Below are 19,872 nucleotides of genomic sequence, written 5' to 3'. Positions count from 1 at the left end.
CGTTTGCGGCCCCGCGCCGCAGACCCACCCGAGCACCCGGGCCTGTAGCTCAGTTGGTTAGAGCAGAGGACTCATAATCCTTTGGTCGTCGGTTCGAGTCCGACCGGGCCCACCACTCGCTTGCGCTCCTGCTGGGCGGGTCGGACTATTCCAGTCGCGCGCCTGCCGGCGCACGCCGTTCCGGCCTCGCGAAGCCATGCTTCGCGTCGCTACGCGACCGGCCTCCACCCAACCGGGCCCACCACTCGCTTGCGCTCGCGCCGTTCCGTGAACGGATTCCCGGCAAGTCCGCTGGCCCGCTCCGCATCGGTGTCGTATGGTGAGTGGGGTAATATATCCAGCCTGGCTGTTGGGTTGGTGCGACTTCCATTTCAGCCGGACACACCTCTGGAATCAATCTCGCCCGTACACCATTTCTGACACCCCCGGACTCCTGTCGGAGCCTGCCGGCCATTGAGGATCCCCCGATGCCCAGAACCGTTGCCCCGCCGCTCAAAAGCTGCCGTCACGCCCTCTCGACGCTTGCCCTTTGCGCCACGACCGTCTGGGCCGCCCCGGCCCTGGCCGGGGACGACCCGGTCGCCTTTTTCGAGGAATACTGGGGGACGAAGGTCGACTTCAGCGACCGGGACGCGCTCGAGCGCTTCTACAGCGCCGAGGCCCTGAGCGAACTGGAGGGATTCACCGACGGCGAAAAGGCGATGCTCAAGGAGCTGGGCGCCCAGCTGGAGCTGTTCAAGACCTCCACCGAGATCGCCGGGATCGATGTCATCGACGCGGACGACGATCAGGCGCGGATCGAGGCCGACCTTCGCGTCACCGACGAGGACGCGCGCCGGGAGATGGCCTCCGGGCTCGACGCCGATATCCGGCTGACCCGCCAGGACGGGGAGTGGCGCATCAACGAAGAGCACTTCCACATGCGGAGTCCGGAACGCCGTGGCGCGGGTGACCTGGAATGCCCCGAGGACGCGGTGGTGGGCAACCCGGACGCCCCGAACCACCTCACCGTCACCGATGGCGGCCGGAGCTGGGAACTCCGCTTTGAAAAGGCCTCGCTGGTCGCCACGGAGACCCGCCCCCGCCTGGACCTGGCACAAATCGACACCACCCCGTGGCGGCTGGTCTTGCCGCACCTCAACCTCGACGAGTCGGAACAGGAAGTCCGGATCAGCGTGCCCACATCCGCCGAACCGCATTGTTTCGATCTGCCGGAGGGGATGCGTGGACCGGACGGAGACATCGTTGGCCGCCTGGTGTTCGATGAGCCCCCGGCTCAGGGGCAGACCGAGTACAGCGCCCGCATCGAGATCCCCGCCGACCAGGGGGACTTCGGGGTGCGGGGGACCATCGAGCAGGGCCTGCTGGTCGAACCCACGCACGGCGATGCTGAAGCGGGGTCGTACTACATCGACAACGGCGACGAGCTGGCGATCGAACGGGGCCTGTTCTTCCACCGGCCTGCGGACAATGCGGTGCAGGTCATCGGCGTATACCCCATGGCCAGTGGTCGCGGTTGGAGTACTTTCCGCGGAAGTGTGGGGCAATTCGACGGGGAACCCGGGGTCTACACCAGCACCCAGCGCAGGCATTTCGATGGCGAGTTTCAGGATGTAACCGAAATCACCCTGGTGCACGCCTTCTCCGAAGATCGGGTGGAGATGGAACGCCGACGGCTGCCCGCGGACGACATGCCCGATGGCGAACTGACCCTTGAGGAAGCCGGCGATCTGGGCGAGGCTCATTGGTATCTGGTCAGAGACGAGCTGATCACCGACCCGGATCTCGAGCGCGTCAGCACCCCCTGATCCCCACTGCCGGAGGCACAGAACCATGATGCGACTGATCTTCACCCTGCTGCGCATGCGCCGTCTGATGCGGCTCTACCGCATGTTTGCCGGCGGCGGCCGGAACCGATCCCGGCGGCAGCACCAGCCCCGGGAATCCGGCTCGCGGGACAAGCCGCATCAGAGTGCTCCGGGCACACCCAACCGTGACCCGGACGATCACCAGCAATGACCGGGTCCTGACAACCCCGCGCCCCGGGGCAAGCCCGGGGCCCTTCTCGAAACGGGTGCTCAGTCGCCCGTGAGCAGCTCCTGCAGGGTTTCCGCGTCCAGCGGTGGCTGGTCGTCATCTTGACCCTTGCCGCCATACACGTGGTCGGCCAGATGCTGCTTGCGCTCCTGAAGGCTCAGAATCTTCTCCTCCACCGTTCCTTCGATCACCAGCTTGTACACGAACACCGGTTTGTCCTGACCGATGCGGTGCGCGCGGTCCGTCGCCTGAGCCTCCACCGCGGGATTCCACCAGGGATCGTAGTGGATGACCGTATCCGCCTCGGTGAGATTGAGCCCTACCCCGCCCGCCTTGAGGCTCACCAGGAACACACTGGCCTGCCCGGAGCGGAAACGCTCGATCGCCCCATCGCGCTTGCGCGTCTGCCCGGTCAGCTTGCTGTAGGCGATTCCGCGTTCCTCCAGCGCGTGCTGGATCAGACCCAGCATCCGGGTGAACTGGGAAAACAGCAGGATCCGGCGCCCTTCATCCAGGAGTTCCGGCAGGATCTCCAGCAGCAGCTCCAGCTTGGCCGAGGGGATACCACGAGTATCGTGCCCGCCGCTCTGCACCAGTCGCGGGTCGCAGCACACCTGACGCAGCTTCAGCAGGGCATCGAGGATGGTGATATGGCTGCGCGCCAGCCCCTTGCGGGCCACCGCATCGCGAACCTTCTTCTCCATCGTCAGACGGATGCTCTCGTACAGGGTCCCCTGGCGGCTCCCCATGCGCGTGGTCCGCAGCAGCTCCGTGCGGGGCGGCAGCTCCCCGGCCACCCGGTCCTTGGTGCGGCGCAGCATGAACGGAGACACGCGGCGACCGAGCCGACCCATGCGCTCCTGATCGCCCTCCTCCTCGATCGGCTTGCGGTACTGCTGACGAAAACGTTTCTGATCCCCCAGAAACCCCGGCAGCAGAAAATCGAACTGCGCCCACAGTTCGCCCAGGTGGTTTTCCATGGGCGTCCCCGTCAGACACAGCCGATGCCGCGCCTCCAGGCTGCGCACCACCTGCGAGGCCCGCGCCCGCGGGTTCTTGATCTGCTGCGCCTCGTCCAGAATCAGGCAGTGCCACGGCTGCGCCTGCAGCACCGCGTGATCCCTTGCCAGCAGGGGATAGGTGCTCAGCACCAGATCGAACTCGGTCAGCCGCTCGAAGTACTGCTTGCGCTGCGGCCCCTGCAGCACCAGCACCTTCAGCTGCGGCGCAAACTGCTCCGCCTCGCGCTGCCAGTTGCTCATCAGGCTGGTGGGCGCAATGATCAGGCTGGGCCGGTCCATGCGGCCGGCTTCCTTCTCCGCCGTCAGGTGCGCCAGGGTCTGTACCGTCTTGCCCAGACCCATGTCGTCGGCCAGCACGCCGGACAGGTCATACTCGCGCAGGAACTGCATCCAGTTCAGGCCCTGCTGCTGGTAACCGCGCAGCTCCCCGTGAAAACCCGACGGCAGATCCACCGACCGAATGCCCTCGAAATCCTTCAGGCGCTGTGCCAGACGGTACAGCGCCTCGACACCGCCACCGCGGACCGGGGTGTCTCCCATCTCCAGCAGGCGCGGCGCATCCAGCCGCGACAGCGCGAGCCGCTCGCCGGCGTCGTCCACCTCCCGGTCGAACAGCTCGAACACCGTCTGCAGCACCGGACGCAGCCGGTCTCCCGGCACCGCCACGTAATGGCCCCCGCCGGTATCCAGATAGAGCGTCTCCGGCAACTCGTCATCGGGCGTGTATTCTTCCAGCAGATCCGTCAGCAGCGGCAGCAGCGGGACCGATCGCCCGTCGACCTCCAGGTCAAAACGCAGGTCGAACCAGTCCATGCCGGAGGGCTCCACCTCGGCCCCGATCCGGTCCGCATGCTCCAGCGTCGGCAGCTCTTCCGTCCCTTCAACGATCTCCCATCCCCGCTCGCGCAGCCCCGGCAGCACCTGCTCCTGAAACTCGAACCACCGCCGCACGGCCGCCGACGACAACAGCCCGTCTGCGGGATCATCCCCCGCCAGGCGGAAATGCCCCGGCCGCCCCTCAACGGACTGCAGCAGCCCCGAAGCCTCCAGCGTGGCCCGCGCCGCAGCCTCCTCCTCCGCATCCCGCGCGATACGCAAGACCCGGTCTTCCTCCTCCAGCACCGGAACCGTCGATTCATCTCCGGGCTCCAGGACGGCATCGTCATAACGGAAGCCCAGCCCCGCTGCGGCCGACTCCGGGCGGCCCGAATCAAACAGCAGTACCAGCCGCGGAACCGGCGCCAGCGTGCATTCCTCCACCGCCACCGGAACGGGCGTGGGCAGGCCCGCATCCTGCAGCACCAGGCGCCGGCTCACCGCAGCGGCCGAATCGGCCGGCACCGGCGGCGCGGACTCCAGATTGGCCAGATGCTCCCGATCCAGCCCCGGCGGCAATTGCAGCACACCCGCCTGCTCCGATGCCGGATCCACATACACCGGCGGGTCCAGGTCGGGGAACATCTCCAGCTCCGGACTGGCCACGCGCAGGAAATACCAGTCCCCCTGCGCGACCCACTCCAGCTCCAGATCCCGCACGGGCCCCGGCTGCAACGGCCCCTGCCGATCCTCGCCCCAATAGCAGCGCCCCGTCTCCAGCATCGCCAGCAGGGCCGTCGCACCGGCGCGCCCCCGGGGTTTCGGCTCATCCCACAAGTCCCACGCGCACGCCATCAACAACCGGCCGATCTCCTGATCGTCCGCCGACGCCCAGCTCGAACGGCCACCCACCGGCATCGCCAGCGACTGCGCCTTGACCCGACGCCCGACTCCCCATTTCCCGTCCTTGCGCCGACGCGAAACCACCAGCGACACGTCCAGCTGCCCTGAATCCAGTGGATGGGGCTGCAGCACATACTGCAGCTGCTCCCCGGAAGCGGGCGCCGGAGCCGGTTCTGCCTGCGAACCGCGCGCCAGCCACGTCCCGAAATCCTCCCCCGCGGCGCCCGCCGACCACCGTTCTTCCTGTGCGCGCCAGGCCAGCACGGCCGCGACCACGTGCTTGCAGTTGAAGCCAACGGGGCAGTCACAGTGCCCCACGACGCGCGGCCCCTCATCAAACAAAACCATGACGTGCTGATCGTACATACGCCGGCCGCTGCCGCGGCACCGGCCGTACAGATGCACCTCGTCCGATCCGGTCTCTTCCACGGACCGCAGCTGCACCCGCCCCGACTCGAAATATTCGACACCGCGCCGAAAGCTGCCCGAATCGAACTGGCTCGCCAGTTCCCGCACACTGTCCCCAAACGTAGACATTGATGAACTCCGCCAGAACCGATGGTGATGGCAGTCAGGCGCATGACATTCACGGGTGGAAGCCCGGGTCAGTCGTAAACCTCTCTCCGATGACCAATCCGCACCACCAGCACGACAAGCAACTCGTCGCGCAGCTCGCAGACCACCCGGTAATCGCCGACCCGATAGCGCCATAGCTCGGAAAACCGCCCCTTGAGGGGCTTGCCGAGCGTTCTCGGGTCGTGCATGTGGGCGACACGCCGTTCCAGATAATGGCGGATGCGCTTTCGCGCCTGCTGATCGAGTTTCTGCACCTCCTTTTGAGCGGAACGTGCGTACTCAATCCTCCACGTCACGCCAGAACTCCTCGGAGCCGATCACCTCTTCCTCCCCGCTTCGGACACGTTCCAGCGTCTGCTCGGCGAGATAGATGTCCTCCAGATCCTCCAGGTGTTCCTCGATGGCCTCGCGGATGTAATAAGTGGTCGTGCGCCCCGTCTTTTCGGCCAGCACTTTCAAGCGTGCATACGTCTCTTTCGGGAGCCGAACGGCCGTTTGCCGAGTATCTTCTGTGCGTATGCCCATGGCCCATACTCCTTCGGGATGCGTGCATACCAATATACATTCCCCGATCGCACCATGGAACTGCCCCGGCAGCCGGACCCCACGGTCAGCTTGCGATACCCCTGAGTTTCCGGGCCTGCCCCCACGGAACCAGGCGCACCCGGGCAAACGCCGAAGTATTTCCCTAGCACTTCGAGTAACCACAGTCGCGGCAGGTGAGGCAGCCGTCGATGAGGACCCGTTCGCCGCCGCACTGCGGACACGGGCCCATCCCGGAGGGCACGGGCAGGGACGGTTCCGCCCGGTGTGCGCCGGTGGCCCCCGGGGATCCGTCTCGGTAGAGGGCGGCAAGCTCGCGCAGCGGGCGGGGGTGGCCCTCCGGGTCGAGGAAGCCGCGGCGCTGGAGGATACGCTGCAGGGCGTGGGCGATGGCAGCGACCTCGGAGGGGTGGTACAGCGGCTTGCCGTATTCGTTGGTGCCGCAACGCACCGGACCGCGATCCCAGGTCACCTTGCGCAGGTCGCGCAGGGCGCGGGCGGCGTAGCCACCACGGGCCGCCAGCGACAGGCTGCGCATGGTGGCGGAGATCCACTGGCAGGACTCGGAGTGCTGGCCGGTGGGCAGGAAGAACTCGATCGGGCGCTCGATGGTCACCGTCTCGCCGCCCACCGTGCCGGACACGGCCACGAAGCTGACCACCAGGTAGACCGTCTGCGGCCCTTCCTGGGTCCAGTAGCGGACCTTCTCGGTGACCGACTCGAGCTCGCCCTCGGGGCGCGACGGGATGCGCTTGCCGACCGGGTCGTCGTCGCCAGCCGGCGCCGACTCGCCCTGCGGAATATCCGAGCGGCGAAACGCGATGATGGGCTGATCGATCCGGTGCATGGTTTTCTCCGCAACGCCGTTACAGGTCGTCGTAGTAGCCCTCGTCCAGCGCGGCATAGAGGTTGGCGGCAGTGTGGACCTGGCCTTCGTATTCCACCTCTTCGTCGCCCCGCAGGGTCACCTCCTGCCCGTCTGCGAGCGTAAAGGTATACCAGGTGCTGCGCAGGCGCTCGGGGTCCATCAACACGCCCATCTGCGCCTGCGGATTGGGCCGGTAAGTGGTGCACCCCTTGAGCCCCGCACGCCAGGCCTGCAGGTAGACTTCCTGGAACGCCTCGAACGGGATATCGCTCGGGACATTGAGCGTCCTGGAGATGGCTGAATCCACCCACGGCTGCGCGGCCGCCTGCATACGGATGTTGGCGTCCACACCGATCCGGTCGGCGGTGATGGCGCTGGCGGGGAGATCCCCCGGCCCCGCCTCGGCATCAACCAGGGCGCGATAGGCAAGCAGCTCGTACGAGTAGCAGTCGACGGCTTCGCGGGTACGCCGTCCGGGGCGGCGGATGTTGCGCGTGGTGTGGTGGAGGAAGGTCGGTTCGATCCCGTTGCTGGCGTTGTTGGCCACCGAGAAACTGATGGTCCCGGTGGGTGCGATCGAGGTGGCGTGGGTAAAGCGCGCGCCCTCCTTCGCCAGCGCGTCGACCAGCTCCGGATCCTCCCCGGCGATGCGCTGCATGTATTCGCTGAAACGGGCGTGCAGTTCGCGCCCCTTCAGCACGTCCCCGACGCGGTAGCCGGCCTCGGCCAGCGCCGGCTGACGCCGGAGCATGTCCGCGGTCAGCGTGAAATCCTCGTCCATGACCGGCGCCGGACCCTTCTCCCGCGCCAGCGCCAGCCCGGCGCGCCAGCTCTCAAGCGCGAGCCGTCGACAGACCTCTGCGGTGAAGGCGGCGGCCGACTCGGAGCCGTAGGTCTCGCCCAGCATCGCCAGGGCCGAACCGAGCCCGAGGATGCCCATGCCGTGGCGTCGCTTGCGCAGCATCTCCGCGCGCTGCGCCTCGAGCGGCAGCCCGGAGATATCCGCGACGTTGTCGAGCATGCGCGTGAACACGCCCACCACGCGCTCGAAGCGTTCCCAGTCGAACGCGGCGGAGTCGGTAAACGGCGCGGAGACGAACCGCGTCAGGTTCACCGACCCCAGCAGACAGGCCCCGTCCGGCGGCAGCGGCTCCTCGCCGCAGGGGTTGGTCGCGCGGATCACCTCGTCGAACCAGGCGTTGTTCTGGCGGTTCACCTGATCGATCAGGATGACGCCGGGCTCGCCGACGTCGTAGGTGCTGCGCATCAGGGTCTGCCACAGCTCGCGGGCGCGCACGCGGCGGTAGATGCGGCAGGCGACCCGACCCCGTTCGTCGATACGGTAATCATCCTCGATCACCGGCCAGTCGCGATAGACGATGTCGGATGCGGCCACCCGGCCCTGCTCCACGGGCAGCAGCGGGAAAGCCAGGATCCATTCGTCGTCGCGCTCGACCGCCTCGAGGAAGGCGTCGCGCACCAGCACCGAGAGATTGAACTGGGTCAACCGCCCCTTGCGGCGCTTGGCCAGGATGAAGCGCTCGATGTCCGGGTGTCCGATGTCCAGCGTCGCCATCTGCGCCCCGCGGCGCCCGCCGGCCGCCCCGATGGTCTTGCAGGTCTGGTCGAAGATCTGCATGAACGCCACCGGCCCGTTGGTCGGAGCCCCCAGCCCGGCCACCGGCGCCCCCTTCGGCCGCAGGGTACTGAAGTCATAACCGATGCCCGCTCCTGCCTTCAGTGTCAGGCCGGCGGCAGTATTGGCATCGAGGATGGCCTGCAGGGAGTCGTGGATCGTGCGCGAGACGGTGCAGTTGATCAGCGTGGTGCGCGACTGGCGATCTTCAGCGCCGGCATTGGCGAGGATGCGCCCGGCCGGCACGGCACCATGCGCCAGCGCCCAGCGGAACTCGCGCTCGACCTCGGCGCGTTTCTCCGGCGCCTCCACCCCGGCCAGGGCACGGGCCACGCGGTCGAACATCGCCTCCACCGAGGCGTCCACCGGCTCGTCATCCGCATTGTGCAGCTGGTAACGCTCGGCCCAGATCGAAGCCGACGAGGGCTGCAGCGGCACGTCGGGCGACGTGTCTCCCGGGAACCGGACACTGCCTTGCGATTGTCGGCCCTTGCCCATGCTGACCTGCCACCATGCATCCACTGCGGGGGGCGCCCCCCGTGTTCCATCATGGGCGCCCGTGTCCGGCGCCGCAACATGGCCGCCGCCGGTGGCTGCTGGAGCTCCTGGAATGCAACAGTGGCAGGTTCGTCCTTGTGCAAGCGGCCCGGAACCGTCCCGGCCGCTGCGTTCAGTCCCCCTGCGCGCTGATCACGCCCCGCTGGAGGTCGATGGTGATCCGCTTGCCCTCGATGACCGTGGCGCAGGCCAGCAGGAAGATCTCCACGAACTCGTTTCGTTCTTCCTCCGGCATCTCGGTGGAGGCATTGAAGGTGCCGAACATGGTGTCGTGGGCACCGGCCGAGTAGAGGATCAGCCGCTGCATGGCGTCCTGGTCGTCCGGCGATGGCGCGGCGGTGTCCAGGGTCGGCTCGCCCACCTTCTCCTTGATGGTGGAGTAGAGGTGGAACAGGTACTCCGCCGCGCTCTGGCGCCCCCGCCGGTCCTGCAGGGTGAAGTTGGCGGAGACCTCCTGGCCACTGCGGGCGCGCAGGACGATGTATTTCGGCTCGGGCTGATCGTCGGCGTACGGATTCAGGATATCGGCCACGGTGTCTCCGGATCGGGATGGGCGAACGAGCCCGGAGGGTACGAGACACCCCGGGAGATTTCCACGGCGGCCGCGCCCGCCGAGGGGTTATCCACCCCGATGCCCGGGCGATGTGCGGACAGCTTCACCCGGCGGGGATGTCCGAAGGACACAGCTCCACCGCCACCCGGCGGATGTGGCCGCGCAGGTCTTCTTCCTCGATCTGATGCCAGAGCGAAAGATCCACCTTCCACGGCAACAACAGATCATCGATCTCGCCCTCGATCCGGAGGAGGTCGCGCACACCGAGACTATCCGCCTGCAAACACAGATCGATATCCGAGGCCTTGCGCCAGGTCCCCTTCGCGCGCGAGCCGTACAACCACACGCCGGTAATCTCCGGCCAGCCGGCGAACACCGCGCACAGGCGAGTGACGACATCGGCCGGCAACCCGGACTTCATGGCACTGGCCGCTGCCGTCATGCCCGCCCTTCCAGCTCGCCCATGCGCCTCGCGAACGCATCGAACAGCGCGTGATAGCGCCACACCACCTGCTCGGCGATCTCGCGGGCCACCTTCTCGTTATAGGCATGGGCCGTCAGATTCCGGCTGCGGATCATCTCCATCCAGCCTTCGCCATCTTCGACGAGCCCCTTCGCAAAGGCTTCCCGGATCGCGTCGCGCGAGCCCGTGATCGCGGTATTGCCCTGCCAGGCGAAATAATCCTTCATCACGTTCCAGGCCAGCTCGTGATTGAACTCGAAGGCCCGGATCAACCCCTGGCGTTCCAGATCCGACAGCTCGCGCTGCTGCGCCAGACGCACGGCACTCTCCAGCTGTGCCAGGACCCGCCGGAAATTCGCCAGGCGCTGTTTCCAGCGCACATCCGGATCCGCCATTACTACCTCCTTTCGCGTCGGGTCACGCTCTATCTCGTCTCGCCTGTCACGGCATTCACCATTACGGACTGCTCTCGAGCCAGCGGTGCAGGCCGCCGCCGCGGCGGATGCGGCGGCCGGCGGCGGTTTCGAGGCGGCCGGGGCGGGATTCCAGCAGGGTGAAGCGGCGGCTGGCGCGGGTGATGGCGGTGTAGACCAGCTCGCGGGTCAGGATCGGGCTGTCGGTGTCCGGCAGGATCAGGGCCACGTGGTCGAACTCGGAGCCCTGCGCCTTGTGCACGGTCAGGGCGAAGGCGGACTCCACGCCTTCCAGGCGGTTGGGCGGGATCCAGCGCACCCGACCGTCGGTGGCGAGGAAGGCGACCCGCAGCACCCGCGACTCCGGCCCGGAGGAGGCTTCGTCGTCCTGCGGCCCGTCCGCGCCCGCGGCCAGCCAGCGCGGCACGGCCAGCGCGATGCCGATGTCGCCGTTGATCAGGCCCAGAGCGTAGTCGTTGCGGGTGACGATCACCGGCCGCCCCTCGACCCATGTGCCCTCGCCCGCCAGCAGGCCCCACTCCCGCAGGGCCGCCGCGATGCGGCGGTTCAGCTGCTCCAGTCCCCGGGGGCCGCGACGCACCGCGCACAGCAGCTGGAAATGCCCGTGCGCCTGCAGCGCCTCGCACGCCCAGTCCTCCCATGCACTGCGCGCGGCCCCGCCGGCGGGCCGCAGCCGCGCGAGGGCCTCGAGGTAATGGCGATACCCGGCAGCCTCGCGCTGCGGGTCGCCGTCCAGCACCCGCGCCAGCCAGCCACGCCCGTCGCCGGCCTCCAGGGTCAGCCGATCCACCGCGCCATCGGGCGTGGGCAGGCGCACCTCCCCGGCCCGGCCCTCGTTGACCGCCGTGGCCAGCTGGCCGATGCCGCTGTCGGCATCGAAACGATGGCTGTGGCGCAGCATCACCACGTGCTGATCCAGCGCCTGGCCGGCGCCGTCCTGCAGCGCGGTCGGGATCTCCGCGCCGGCATGTGCCTTCAGCCAGGCCACGGTCTCCGGGGTGTAATGCCCGTCGGATGCGCGGGCACAGAGTTCGCCCATCACCGCGCCGGCCTCCACCGAGGCCAGCTGGTCGCGATCGCCCAGCAGGATCAGGCGCGCGTGACGCGGCACCGCCGCCACCAGCGCGGCCATCAGTTCCAGATCGATCATCGACGCCTCGTCCACCACCAGCACGTCCACCGGCAGCGGGTTCGCCGCGTCGTGGCGAAAACCGCGCGCCCCCGGACGCGCGCCCAGCAGGCGATGCAGGGTCACCACCCCGGCGGGGATGCGGCTGCGCAGGCGCTCGCCGTCGGGCAGGGCCTCGAGGTTCAGGCGGTCCAGCGCCCCGCCCACCGAGGCATTGAGCCGCGCGGCGGCCTTGCCGGTGGGCGCGGCCAGACGGATGCGCAAAGCCTCGCCGTCGCCCTGCAGGCCCTGCAGCAGCGCCAGCAGGCGCAGCACGGTGGTGGTCTTGCCGGTGCCGGGACCGCCGGTGATCACGCCGAAGCCGCTGCCGGCGGCCAGGGCACAGGCAATGCGCTGCCAGTCCGGGCCGTCCCCCGGTGCCGCGGCGGGAAACAGCCGGTCCAGCCATTGCCGGGTGCGGGCGGGGTCCAGGGCCTCGCGCCAGGCGGGTGCGTCTTCCAGCCGGGCGCGCACCGCCTCGCCCACCCGGCGCTCGGCCTCCCAGTAGCGGCGCAGATAGAGCTGGCCCCGGGCACGCACCAGCGGGCTGGCGCCCGGCGCGTCGTCGGCGCACAGCCGCGCGTCCGCCAGCGCCTGTTCCAGTTCCGCCCGGGTGGTTCCGCGCAGGGCCTCGGAGGGCAGCACCGCGGTGGCCGCCTCGCCCTCGGGCGGCAGCGCCAGGGTACGGTCGGGGGCCTCCAGCAGCGCGTCCAGGTCGAGACACACATGCCCGCGCCCGGCCTGATGGCTGGCCAGCGCCGCCAGCAGCAGGGCCAGCGGCTCCAGCTCCGGGAGTTCCTCGTGCAGCAGGCGCACCAGCGCGCGGTCCACGCCGCGCAGCCAGCCGGCCTGTTCCCATTCGGCCAGACGCGCGAGCACCCCGGCGGCATCCGGCCGCGCCGCGATGGCCGCAGTCATGCCCCGGCCTCCGTGGAGCGCACCGCCGGGCGATCCGGACCTTCGGCGAAGGCCCGGTCCAGCCACTCGATCAGCTCGCGCGGCGGGCGCTGATGGAACACGCCCCGCCCCGGCGCATCCACCCCGCGCAGGAACAGATAGACCCCGCCGCCCATGTGCGTGTCGAAGTCGTAGCCGGGCAGGCGGGCCTTCAGCAGGCGGTGCAGCGCCAGGGTGTAGAGCACCAGCTGCAGGTCGTAGCGGTGATCCAGCACCGCCGCGTTCAGCTGCGCCGGGGTATAGGCCTCCGGCCCGGCCCCCAGGCGGTTGGACTTGTAGTCGGCCACGTAATAACGCTCCCCGTGCCGGAACACCAGATCGACGAAACCCTTGAGCATCCCGTTGATCCACTTGCGCCCGGCCGGCGGGCGCGACTCCCCGGGCAGGACATCACGGCGCACCGCCGCATCCAGGGTGTCGCTGTGCAGCCAGCGGGTCTCGAACAGGAACTCGAGCTCGGCCTGATAGCTGTCCAGCCCCGCCAGCGAGAACCCCGCAGCGCCGTCCAGCGGGAACTCGGCCGCCAGCAGGTCGTGCATCCAGCCCTCCAGCACCGGCACCCAGTCGTCCCAGCCGCGGGCACCACAGCGCCGCGCGACCTCGGCGTGCAGACGCGCGGGATCCCCCGCCACCCGCGCAAAGCCCTGTTCGCCGGCCCATTCCAGCAGCCCGTGCAGGAAGGTGCCGGGCTCCGGGCCGTGCGGGAAATCGTGGTGCCCGCCGGCCGGGGCCGTGGTCACCGCCCCGGACTCACGATCGCTGTCCGCGTCGAGGTCACGCCCACCGGCATCCTCGCGCAGGATGTCCTCCTCGGCGGTATCCGGGGCATCGGGGCCGGCATCGGCGAGCGCGGCACTGTCGTCCGGGCCCGGCTCCTCGCGCCGTGCGATGGCGCTGTAGCTGGCCACCCACCAGGGCTCGCGCACCCGGCGCCGCGGGACCCGCGCGGGCCCGGTGGCCGGCGCGGCCTCGCCCGCGCGGCAGCGTTCGGCCGCCGGCGGCGGCAGCGGCTCCACCCGCACATGGCCTTCGTCGTCGCGCAGTTCCTCCATGCGCGCGGCCAGCGCCGGCGGCTCCACGCCCTCCGGGCCGAACAGCAGGTAGCCGACGGCCGTGCGGTGCAGATCGCTATCCTTGCGGTTGCCGTGGCGCACGGGCGCGATCGCCATCCAGCAGGCGTGGCGGGCGCGGGTCATGCCCACGTACAGCAGACGCAGATCTTCGGCGCGCTGCTCGCGCTGCTGGCGTTCCTTCGCCGCGTCGTCCATGTGAAACCGCCACTGCGGGGCCGCGCCCGGCGAGCGGTCCAGGAACGGTACGTCCTTGCTGGTCACCTCACGGAAACCGCAGACGAATGGCAGGAACACCAGCGGGTACTCCAGGCCCTTGGACTTGTGCAGGGTGACCACCTTGACCAGGTCCTCGTCGCTCTCCAGGCGCAGGATCTGCTCGTCACCGGGCGCGAAATCCGCATCGCGATGCTCGGCCAGGTGGCGGATCAGTGCCTGCTCGCCGTCCAGCTCGGCATCCGCCTCCTGGAGCAGCTCGCTCAGATGCAACAGGTTGGTCAGCGCGCGCTCGCCGCCCTCGTCCGCGAGCAGGGCACGCGGCACGTCGAAATCGTGCAGCAGGGCGCGCAGCATCGGCAGCACCCCGCGCGCCTGCCACAGCCGGCGATAGGCGCGGAACTGTTCCACCCGCGCCTCCCAGCGCAGCTCGTCCACGGTCAGCCGGTGCAGCTCCGCCAGCGGCAGTCCCAGGGTCGGCGTCGCCAGGGCCGCACGCAGCAGCCGCTCGCTGGTGGGCTCGGCACAGGCGCGCAGCCAGCGCAGCAGGTCCCCGGCCTCGGCGGTGGTGTAGACCGAATCCCCGCCCGAGAGGTACACGCTGCGCACGCCCCGCTCGCGCAGCGCGCGTTCGATCTCGGCGGCCTCCTTGCGATCACGCACCAGCACGGCCATGTCGCGCGGGCGCAGGGGGCGGAAGCGGGCCTCGCCCGCGTCCCCGCCCTCGACGAAGCCGGTGTGACCGTCCTCGCCGCCGTTCAGCAGCTCCACCATGCGGCTGGCGCAGGCCGCCGCGGCACTCGCCCGCCAGTCGCGGATGCCCACCGGCTCGTCGCCGCCGGCCTGCCACAGGGTCAGCGCGGGCAGCGCGGTGCCATGTTCCGTCAGGCTCTCGGAGCGGCCGCGGGCGGTGACCGGATGGAACGGGAGTTCCCCGCCCCCGAAGCCGAACGCGCCGTCGGGCCAGGCCTCGGCACGAGCGAACAGATGGTTCACGCCGGCCACCAGGGATTCCACCGAGCGGAAATTCTTCGGCAGGGTGTAATGCCGCCCGGCGGTGGCGTGGCGAGCACGCAGGTAGCTGTGGATGTCGGCCCCGCGGAAGCGGTAGATCGCCTGCTTGGGGTCCCCGATCAGCAGCAGCCCGGTGACGTCCGGGTTCTCCTCGATGCGGTACACCTTGTCGAAGATCCGGTACTGGTCCGGATCGGTGTCCTGGAACTCGTCGATCAGGGCCACCGGGAAGCGCTCGCGCAGGGTACGCGCCAGGGCCTCGCCGTCGGGACCGTACAGGGCGTCGCGCAGGCGGGTGAGCAGGTCGTTGAAACCGATCTGCGCGCGCTGCTGCTGGGCACGGCGAAAGCGCCGGTCGATCGCGGCCGCCGCGGCCTTGAGCAGGCGCTCGCTCTCGTCGGCACAGACCTCGGTGTGGTCGTTCAGCGCGATGAACGCCGGATGCAGGTCGGCCGGCAGGGACTGGCCCTTCTTGCGAAACCCCTCCTGCGCCATGCCGGCCGCGCTCATCCGCTCCAGCAGCGGAGTGCTGCCGCCGATACGCGGCTGCAGCAGCCCCGGGGTGTCCGCCCATTCGCGCATCGCCTCCAGCAGCTGGTCGGGGTTCTTGTATCTGGTCCCGTTGAGCACGTCACGATGCAGCTGGCGGAACTGCGCCTCCACGGCCTCGCGGTCCTCGTTCCAGCGCTGCTTCATCGCGGCCAGCCGCTGCAGGCGATCGCCCAGCCAGGCATTCAGCCCGTCCGGGGTGGTCAGCGCCTCGGTGGCCGGCGGCAGCGGTTCCACCCGCCCCAGCAGCGCGCGCACCTTGCCCAGCAGGGCCTCGGGGTGGGCACCCCAGGCCCCGCGCAGCAAAAGCAGGGCATCGACGCTCTGCGGATACATGAAACTGCGCCAGAAGTCCCGCGCCGCCTCGGCCAGCAGTTCGCGCTGGTCAGCCGCCAGCTCCTGACGGAACGGGCTGCCGGAGGCGAAGGCGTGTTCGCGCAGCACCCGCTGGCACCAGGAGTGGATGGTGGATACCGCGGATTCGTCCATCCACTCGGCGGCCACCTCCAGACGCCGAGCCGCACCCGCGCGTTCGTCCGGGTCCGGCCACTGCGCGCGCAGATCGAGGTGGACGGGTTCGGCGCCGGCGACCTGCTCCGGGTCTTCGGCGCGGAACACCCGCGCGGCGGTGGCCAGGCCGTCGCGGATGCGCTCGCGCAGTTCCTGGGTCGCCGCCTCGGTGAAGGTCATCACCAGGATCTGCGGCGGCGTCAGCGCCCCGCAGCCCTCGGGCAGCGGGCCGTGTCCCAGCACCAGACGCAGGTACAGCGCGGCGATGGTGTAGGTCTTGCCGGTACCGGCGCTGGCCTCGATCAGGCGCGAGCCGTGCAGGGGCAAGGCCAGCGGATCCAGCTCGCGCACGTCCTCGTGGGTGTCCGTCCCGGGCGCGTGGGTCATGCCGTCTCCTCCCCGGTGCTCAGGCTGTCGAACAGCGGGCGATACAGGCGCGTGCTCCAGTGCGCCATCGCCGGGTCCGCCAGCAATGCCGGCGGATCCGGCCAGGCGCGCGCCAGCGCCGGGCGCCGGGCCAGTTCGCCGGCCTCGTGGTAGCCGTCCCCTTCCAGCACGCGCAGCGCGGCCGCGTGCGCATCCCGGTCTTCATCCTCGGCCCGCAGCCAGGCCCCGGCCGCCGCGGCCGCCAGCGGCAGCGGGCGTTCCAGCGCGGCGGCCCAGCCTTCCAGCAGGGTCTCCAGATGCGCGCGGGCGGTGGCCCGGTCGAGGGCCACGAAACGGCACTCGGTATCCAGGCCCACCAGCCGGGTCTCGACATCGGCGCGCGCGGCGCAGGCGACCAGGTGACGCACCCAGGTGCCGACCAGCTTGTCGATGCGCCAGGCCTTCTTGTCCTTCAGCCGGCTGACCGTGGATTCCAGCTGCAGCGCCACCCCCTGCGGGGCGTCCTCCGGCGGGATCCGCAGCGCGGCCGGCAGGGCCTCCAGCTGCCAGCCGGCCGCCGCCACGCGCACCGCCGGCAGCGCCGGGGCCCGCCGCGGGAAGGCCTGCAAAGGTTCGGCGATGCGTTCCAGGAGTCGTTCGGCGTCCCCGATCAGTTCCGTGCGCTGCAGCTCGCCGGCCGCCCCCAGCGGCAGGTGCCCGGCGCGCAGCAGGCGACGGGATTCCGCCTCCAGGGTCGGACGGCGCCGCTGCAGCCATGCCTGCGCGTCCTCGTCCGCCTCGATCTCGCCGTCCTCCAGGGCCGTGGCCACCAGCCGCTGGCGCAGCTGCCAGCCCTCCAGCCCCGCCACGCCGAACGGCTCCAGGTCCTCGGTCGCGCCCGGGTCCTCATCGAAATGCACGCCCAGACGCCGGGCGAAGAACACCTCGACCGGGTCCTTCAACAGCCGCACCAGGGTCTCCGGCCCGAGCACGGCGTCCTCCGCCTCCGGTGCCGGGGGTGGCAGGGTTTCGTCCTCCGTCGGCGCGTCCGTTGGCGCAGCGCCCGCCGCCGGGGCGGCGTGCACCGCCTCCCATTCGGCGGCATAGGTGAAATGCCGCGCCGGCGCGGACGCCGGATCCGGATCCTCCGCGGGGAAGTTGACCGGCGCGAAGGGCTGCAGCGGGTGTTCGATGGTCAGCTGCTCCAGCAGGGGCGCCTCGCCCGCGGGCTGCCAGCCGGCCGCCAGATGGTCGCGCAGCTGGGCCACCAGCACCGACGGCGGACGCGGTTCGTTGTCGCGTACGCTGCGCCCCACCCAGCTGACATGCAGATGGTCGCGGGCGGACAGCAGGGCCTCGAGGAACAGGTAGCGGTCGTCCTCGCGCCGCGAACGGTCGCCGGGGCGGTAGTCGCGGGTCATCAGGTCGAAGTCGACCGGCGTCGGGCGCCGGGGGTAGTCGCCATCGTTCATCCCCAGCAGGCAGACCGCCCGGAACGGGATCGCGCGCATCGGCATCAGGGTGCCGAAGTTCACCGCCCCGGCGAGGAAGCGCTGCCCTACCCCGGCCTCCTCCTGGCTCGCCAGCCACTGCTCGCGCACCACGGTCAGCGGCAGGGCCTCGGTCAGGCCGGCGGCGTCACAGTCCTCGCGCCACTGCTCCAGGGCATCCTCCAGACGCCGCAGGCTCAGCAGCTCGTCCTCGTCTTCGCCCAGAAAGAAATCCTGCAACAGGCCGTGCAGGCAGGCGGCCCAGTCCTCCGGGCTCTGCGCGCGGCGCAGGGCCTCCCAGGCCTGCGAGAGCGCCTCGATCAGGTGGTCCAGCGGCCCCAGCAGCGTGGCCGCCAGTCCGCCGCTCTCGGCAAACGGTTCGATGGTCTGCCAGGCCTCGCCGTCGCCCACCGCGTAGCCCAGCAGCATGCGCCGCAGGCCGAAGCGCCAGGTGTTCTGCTCCAGCCCCCCGGGCAGGCCCAGGCCGGCGCGCTGACGGGCATCCAGCCCCCAGCGCACGCCGGAGGCCTCGGCCCAGCGGTGCAGGGCCGCCAGATCGTCCTCGCCCAGGCCGAAGCGCCGCCGCACCGCGGGCACGTCCAGCAGATCGAGCACCTCGCTCACGCCCATGCGGCTTTCCGGCAGGGCCAGCAGGCGTTCCAGCGCGATCAGCACCGGGTCGCGCCCGCGCGGCCCCTGATCGGCCAGGGTGTAGGGGATGTGCCCGGGCTCGTCGGGCCCGCGCTGGCCGAACACCGCGTCGATGTACGGGGCGTACACGTTGATGTCCGGCACCATCACGATCACGTCGCGCGGGCGCAGCTCGGGATCGGCATCGAACAGTGCCAGCAGGCGGTCATGCAGGATCTCCACCTCGCGCAGCGGGCTGTGCGCGACATGGAAGCGTACCGAGGCATCGGCCGGGTCCACCGGCGGCCAGGCCTCGCGGGTCTCGCCGAGCGGGCGCAGCGCGCGGATGTCCTCCTGCAGCTGGTGCAGCAGACAGGCCTCGCCGTGCGGCTCGAAGAAGTCGATACGCTCCCAGTCCAGCCCCTCCAGCACGTGGCGGCGGCGCGCCGGATCATCGTGCTCGTCGAGCAGGGCGATGTAGTCGCGCCCCTGGCGCCCCCAGGCGGCCAGCAGCGGATGGGCGTGGCTGTGCAGCGTGGTCTCGTCCAGCACCTCGGGCATGTCCGGGCGCCGCGCCTGACGCCGGCGGCGGGCGCGCAGCAGATCGCGGTCGGCCACGATGTCGGCCCAGTAGTGCTCGCAGGGGTTGTGCACACAGACCAGGATCTGACACACACCCGCCAGCCCCTCCAGCGCCTCCAGGATCTGCCCCGGCATGGAGGAAATGCCGAACACGATCAGCCGCCTTGGCACCCCGGCGGGTCGCTGCTCGAGATCCGCCACCGCCCGCATGTAGCGCTCGTGCACCGCGGAGCGGCTGACCCACGCCTGTTCGTCGCCCACGTCGTCCAGCAGGGCCCGCCACAGCTCGGCCTGCCAGCGCTGTTCCAGGGCCAGTTCGGGCTCCTCGCCGCGCGCCCCGCGCAGCACGTCACGGCCGTCGGCCCAGTCCGCCAGCCAGTCGGCACGGTACACCTGATACTGGTCGAACAGATCGGCCAGACGCTCGGCCAGCTGGTAACGCTTGCGCAGGTCGCCGCCCGCCTCCGGGCCGTCGTCACGCAGGAATTCGGCCAGCGGGGCAAAGGCCGGGCGCTGCAGCAGCGCCGGCAACAGGCGCATCAGCCGCCACAGCAGCGGGCGCTTGGCGAACGGGGATTCCAGCGGCACCGCCTCGGCACCCAGCACCGCGCGATAGGCGGACCAGATGAAGCGCGAGGGGAGCTGCATGTCCAGCGCCGCGGCGATCCCGCAGCCGGGCGGGTCCGCGTCCGGGTCGGCCGCCAGCGCGTGCCGCAGCCATTGCGCCATGCCGTTGCTCTGCACCAGCACGGTCTCGTTCTCCAGCGGCGCCGGCGGCGCCCGCCGCACCCACTCGACCACCAGCGAGCGCAGCGACTCCAGACGGTTGCCGTGCAGCACCACCATCCCTGGCTGCAGTTCCTCGCTTGCCTCCACGCCCGCTCCTGCCGCTGTCCGTCGTCGTGCCGGCT

13 protein-coding genes and 1 tRNA gene are annotated in these 19,872 nt (G+C 70.2%); 3 read left to right on the top strand and 11 right to left on the bottom strand.

The genetic code is table 11. The annotated features are described in order from the left end of the window. Positions 1–38 precede the first annotated feature (38 nt). The 3 genes from F787_RS0108065 (at position 39) to F787_RS0108055 (ending at position 2,019) form a co-directional block, all read left to right on the top strand. Positions 39–115: transfer RNA gene (locus F787_RS0108065), tRNA-Ile, on the top strand. Positions 116–467: 352 nt separating this feature from the next. Continuing rightward, a complete protein-coding gene (locus F787_RS0108060) occupies positions 468–1,808 on the top strand; it encodes a nuclear transport factor 2 family protein (RefSeq protein ID WP_028491867.1) in 1,341 nt (446 codons plus the stop codon). A gap of 25 nt (positions 1,809–1,833) precedes the next feature. Beyond that, positions 1,834–2,019: a hypothetical protein gene (locus F787_RS0108055; protein ID WP_019569558.1), complete on the top strand. Its 186-nt coding sequence runs from the start codon at positions 1,834–1,836 to the stop codon at positions 2,017–2,019. Positions 2,020–2,078: 59 nt separating this feature from the next. On the opposite strand, the gene F787_RS0108050 is transcribed toward F787_RS0108055, so the two are convergent. The 11 genes from F787_RS0108050 to recC all read right to left on the bottom strand — a co-directional run bounded on the left by F787_RS0108050 (position 2,079) and on the right by recC (position 19,837). Beyond that, a complete protein-coding gene (locus F787_RS0108050) occupies positions 2,079–5,315 on the bottom strand; it encodes a DEAD/DEAH box helicase (protein ID WP_231373419.1) in 3,237 nt (1,078 codons plus the stop codon). Positions 5,316–5,383: 68 nt separating this feature from the next. After that, on the bottom strand, positions 5,384–5,650 hold the full coding sequence (locus tag F787_RS0108045) for a type II toxin-antitoxin system RelE/ParE family toxin (protein ID WP_019021722.1): 267 nt from the start codon (positions 5,648–5,650) through the stop codon (positions 5,384–5,386). Continuing rightward, complete coding sequence (locus F787_RS0108040; protein ID WP_026300806.1) at positions 5,634–5,879, bottom strand: DUF6290 family protein; 246 nt, start codon at positions 5,877–5,879, stop codon at positions 5,634–5,636. The genes F787_RS0108045 and F787_RS0108040 overlap by 17 nt, the downstream gene beginning before the upstream one ends. Positions 5,880–6,042: 163 nt before the next feature. Beyond that, positions 6,043–6,744, bottom strand: coding sequence for a hypothetical protein (locus F787_RS0108035; protein WP_019589813.1), 702 nt, complete (start codon positions 6,742–6,744; stop codon positions 6,043–6,045). Positions 6,745–6,763: 19 nt separating this feature from the next. Continuing rightward, complete coding sequence (locus tag F787_RS0108030; RefSeq protein WP_051246090.1) at positions 6,764–8,899, bottom strand: adenosylcobalamin-dependent ribonucleoside-diphosphate reductase; 2,136 nt, start codon at positions 8,897–8,899, stop codon at positions 6,764–6,766. Between the two features lie 172 nt (positions 8,900–9,071). Continuing rightward, positions 9,072–9,491: a hypothetical protein gene (locus tag F787_RS0108025; RefSeq protein ID WP_028491864.1), complete on the bottom strand. Its 420-nt coding sequence runs from the start codon at positions 9,489–9,491 to the stop codon at positions 9,072–9,074. Positions 9,492–9,615: 124 nt separating this feature from the next. After that, positions 9,616–9,954, bottom strand: a complete 339-nt coding sequence (locus tag F787_RS0108020) for a nucleotidyltransferase family protein (protein WP_019021717.1) — start codon at positions 9,952–9,954, stop codon at positions 9,616–9,618. Further along, complete coding sequence (locus F787_RS0108015) at positions 9,951–10,370, bottom strand: nucleotidyltransferase substrate binding protein (RefSeq protein WP_028491863.1); 420 nt, start codon at positions 10,368–10,370, stop codon at positions 9,951–9,953. The genes F787_RS0108020 and F787_RS0108015 overlap by 4 nt, the downstream gene beginning before the upstream one ends. A gap of 61 nt (positions 10,371–10,431) precedes the next feature. Next, a complete protein-coding gene (recD, locus tag F787_RS0108010; RefSeq protein ID WP_028491862.1) occupies positions 10,432–12,495 on the bottom strand; it encodes an exodeoxyribonuclease V subunit alpha in 2,064 nt (687 codons plus the stop codon). Further along, positions 12,492–16,280 carry an exodeoxyribonuclease V subunit beta gene (gene recB, locus F787_RS0108005; protein WP_042805792.1) on the bottom strand — a complete coding sequence of 1,263 codons (3,789 nt, stop codon included), beginning with the start codon at positions 16,278–16,280 and terminating at the stop codon, positions 12,492–12,494. Before recB ends, recD begins: the two co-directional genes overlap by 4 nt. After that, entirely contained in the window at positions 16,277–19,837 is a 3,561-nt protein-coding gene (recC, locus tag F787_RS0108000) for an exodeoxyribonuclease V subunit gamma (protein WP_081694111.1), read from the bottom strand. The genes recB and recC overlap by 4 nt, the downstream gene beginning before the upstream one ends. Positions 19,838–19,872 lie beyond the last annotated feature (35 nt).

Origin of the sequence: Thioalkalivibrio sp. ALE19 (assembly GCF_000428605.1) — a bacterium.
GTDB lineage: Bacteria > Pseudomonadota > Gammaproteobacteria > Ectothiorhodospirales > Ectothiorhodospiraceae > Thioalkalivibrio.
This window is presented reverse-complemented; position numbering and strand designations above follow the sequence as displayed.

What these genes read in the sequence shown, in the direction of transcription:
- F787_RS0108015 (WP_028491863.1), bottom strand. Translation starts at nt 10,370, where the DNA reads ATGGCGGATCCGGATGTGCGCTGGAAACAGCGCCTGGCGAATTTCCGG.
- F787_RS0108050 (WP_231373419.1), bottom strand. Translation starts at nt 5,315, where the DNA reads ATGTCTACGTTTGGGGACAGTGTGCGGGAACTGGCGAGCCAGTTCGAT.
- F787_RS0108055 (WP_019569558.1), top strand. Translation starts at nt 1,834, where the DNA reads ATGATGCGACTGATCTTCACCCTGCTGCGCATGCGCCGTCTGATGCGG.
- F787_RS0108040 (WP_026300806.1), bottom strand. Translation starts at nt 5,879, where the DNA reads ATGGGCATACGCACAGAAGATACTCGGCAAACGGCCGTTCGGCTCCCG.
- F787_RS0108030 (WP_051246090.1), bottom strand. Translation starts at nt 8,899, where the DNA reads ATGGGCAAGGGCCGACAATCGCAAGGCAGTGTCCGGTTCCCGGGAGAC.
- recB (WP_042805792.1), bottom strand. Translation starts at nt 16,280, where the DNA reads ATGACCCACGCGCCCGGGACGGACACCCACGAGGACGTGCGCGAGCTG.
- F787_RS0108020 (WP_019021717.1), bottom strand. Translation starts at nt 9,954, where the DNA reads ATGACGGCAGCGGCCAGTGCCATGAAGTCCGGGTTGCCGGCCGATGTC.
- F787_RS0108035 (WP_019589813.1), bottom strand. Translation starts at nt 6,744, where the DNA reads ATGCACCGGATCGATCAGCCCATCATCGCGTTTCGCCGCTCGGATATT.
- F787_RS0108060 (WP_028491867.1), top strand. Translation starts at nt 468, where the DNA reads ATGCCCAGAACCGTTGCCCCGCCGCTCAAAAGCTGCCGTCACGCCCTC.
- recD (WP_028491862.1), bottom strand. Translation starts at nt 12,495, where the DNA reads ATGACTGCGGCCATCGCGGCGCGGCCGGATGCCGCCGGGGTGCTCGCG.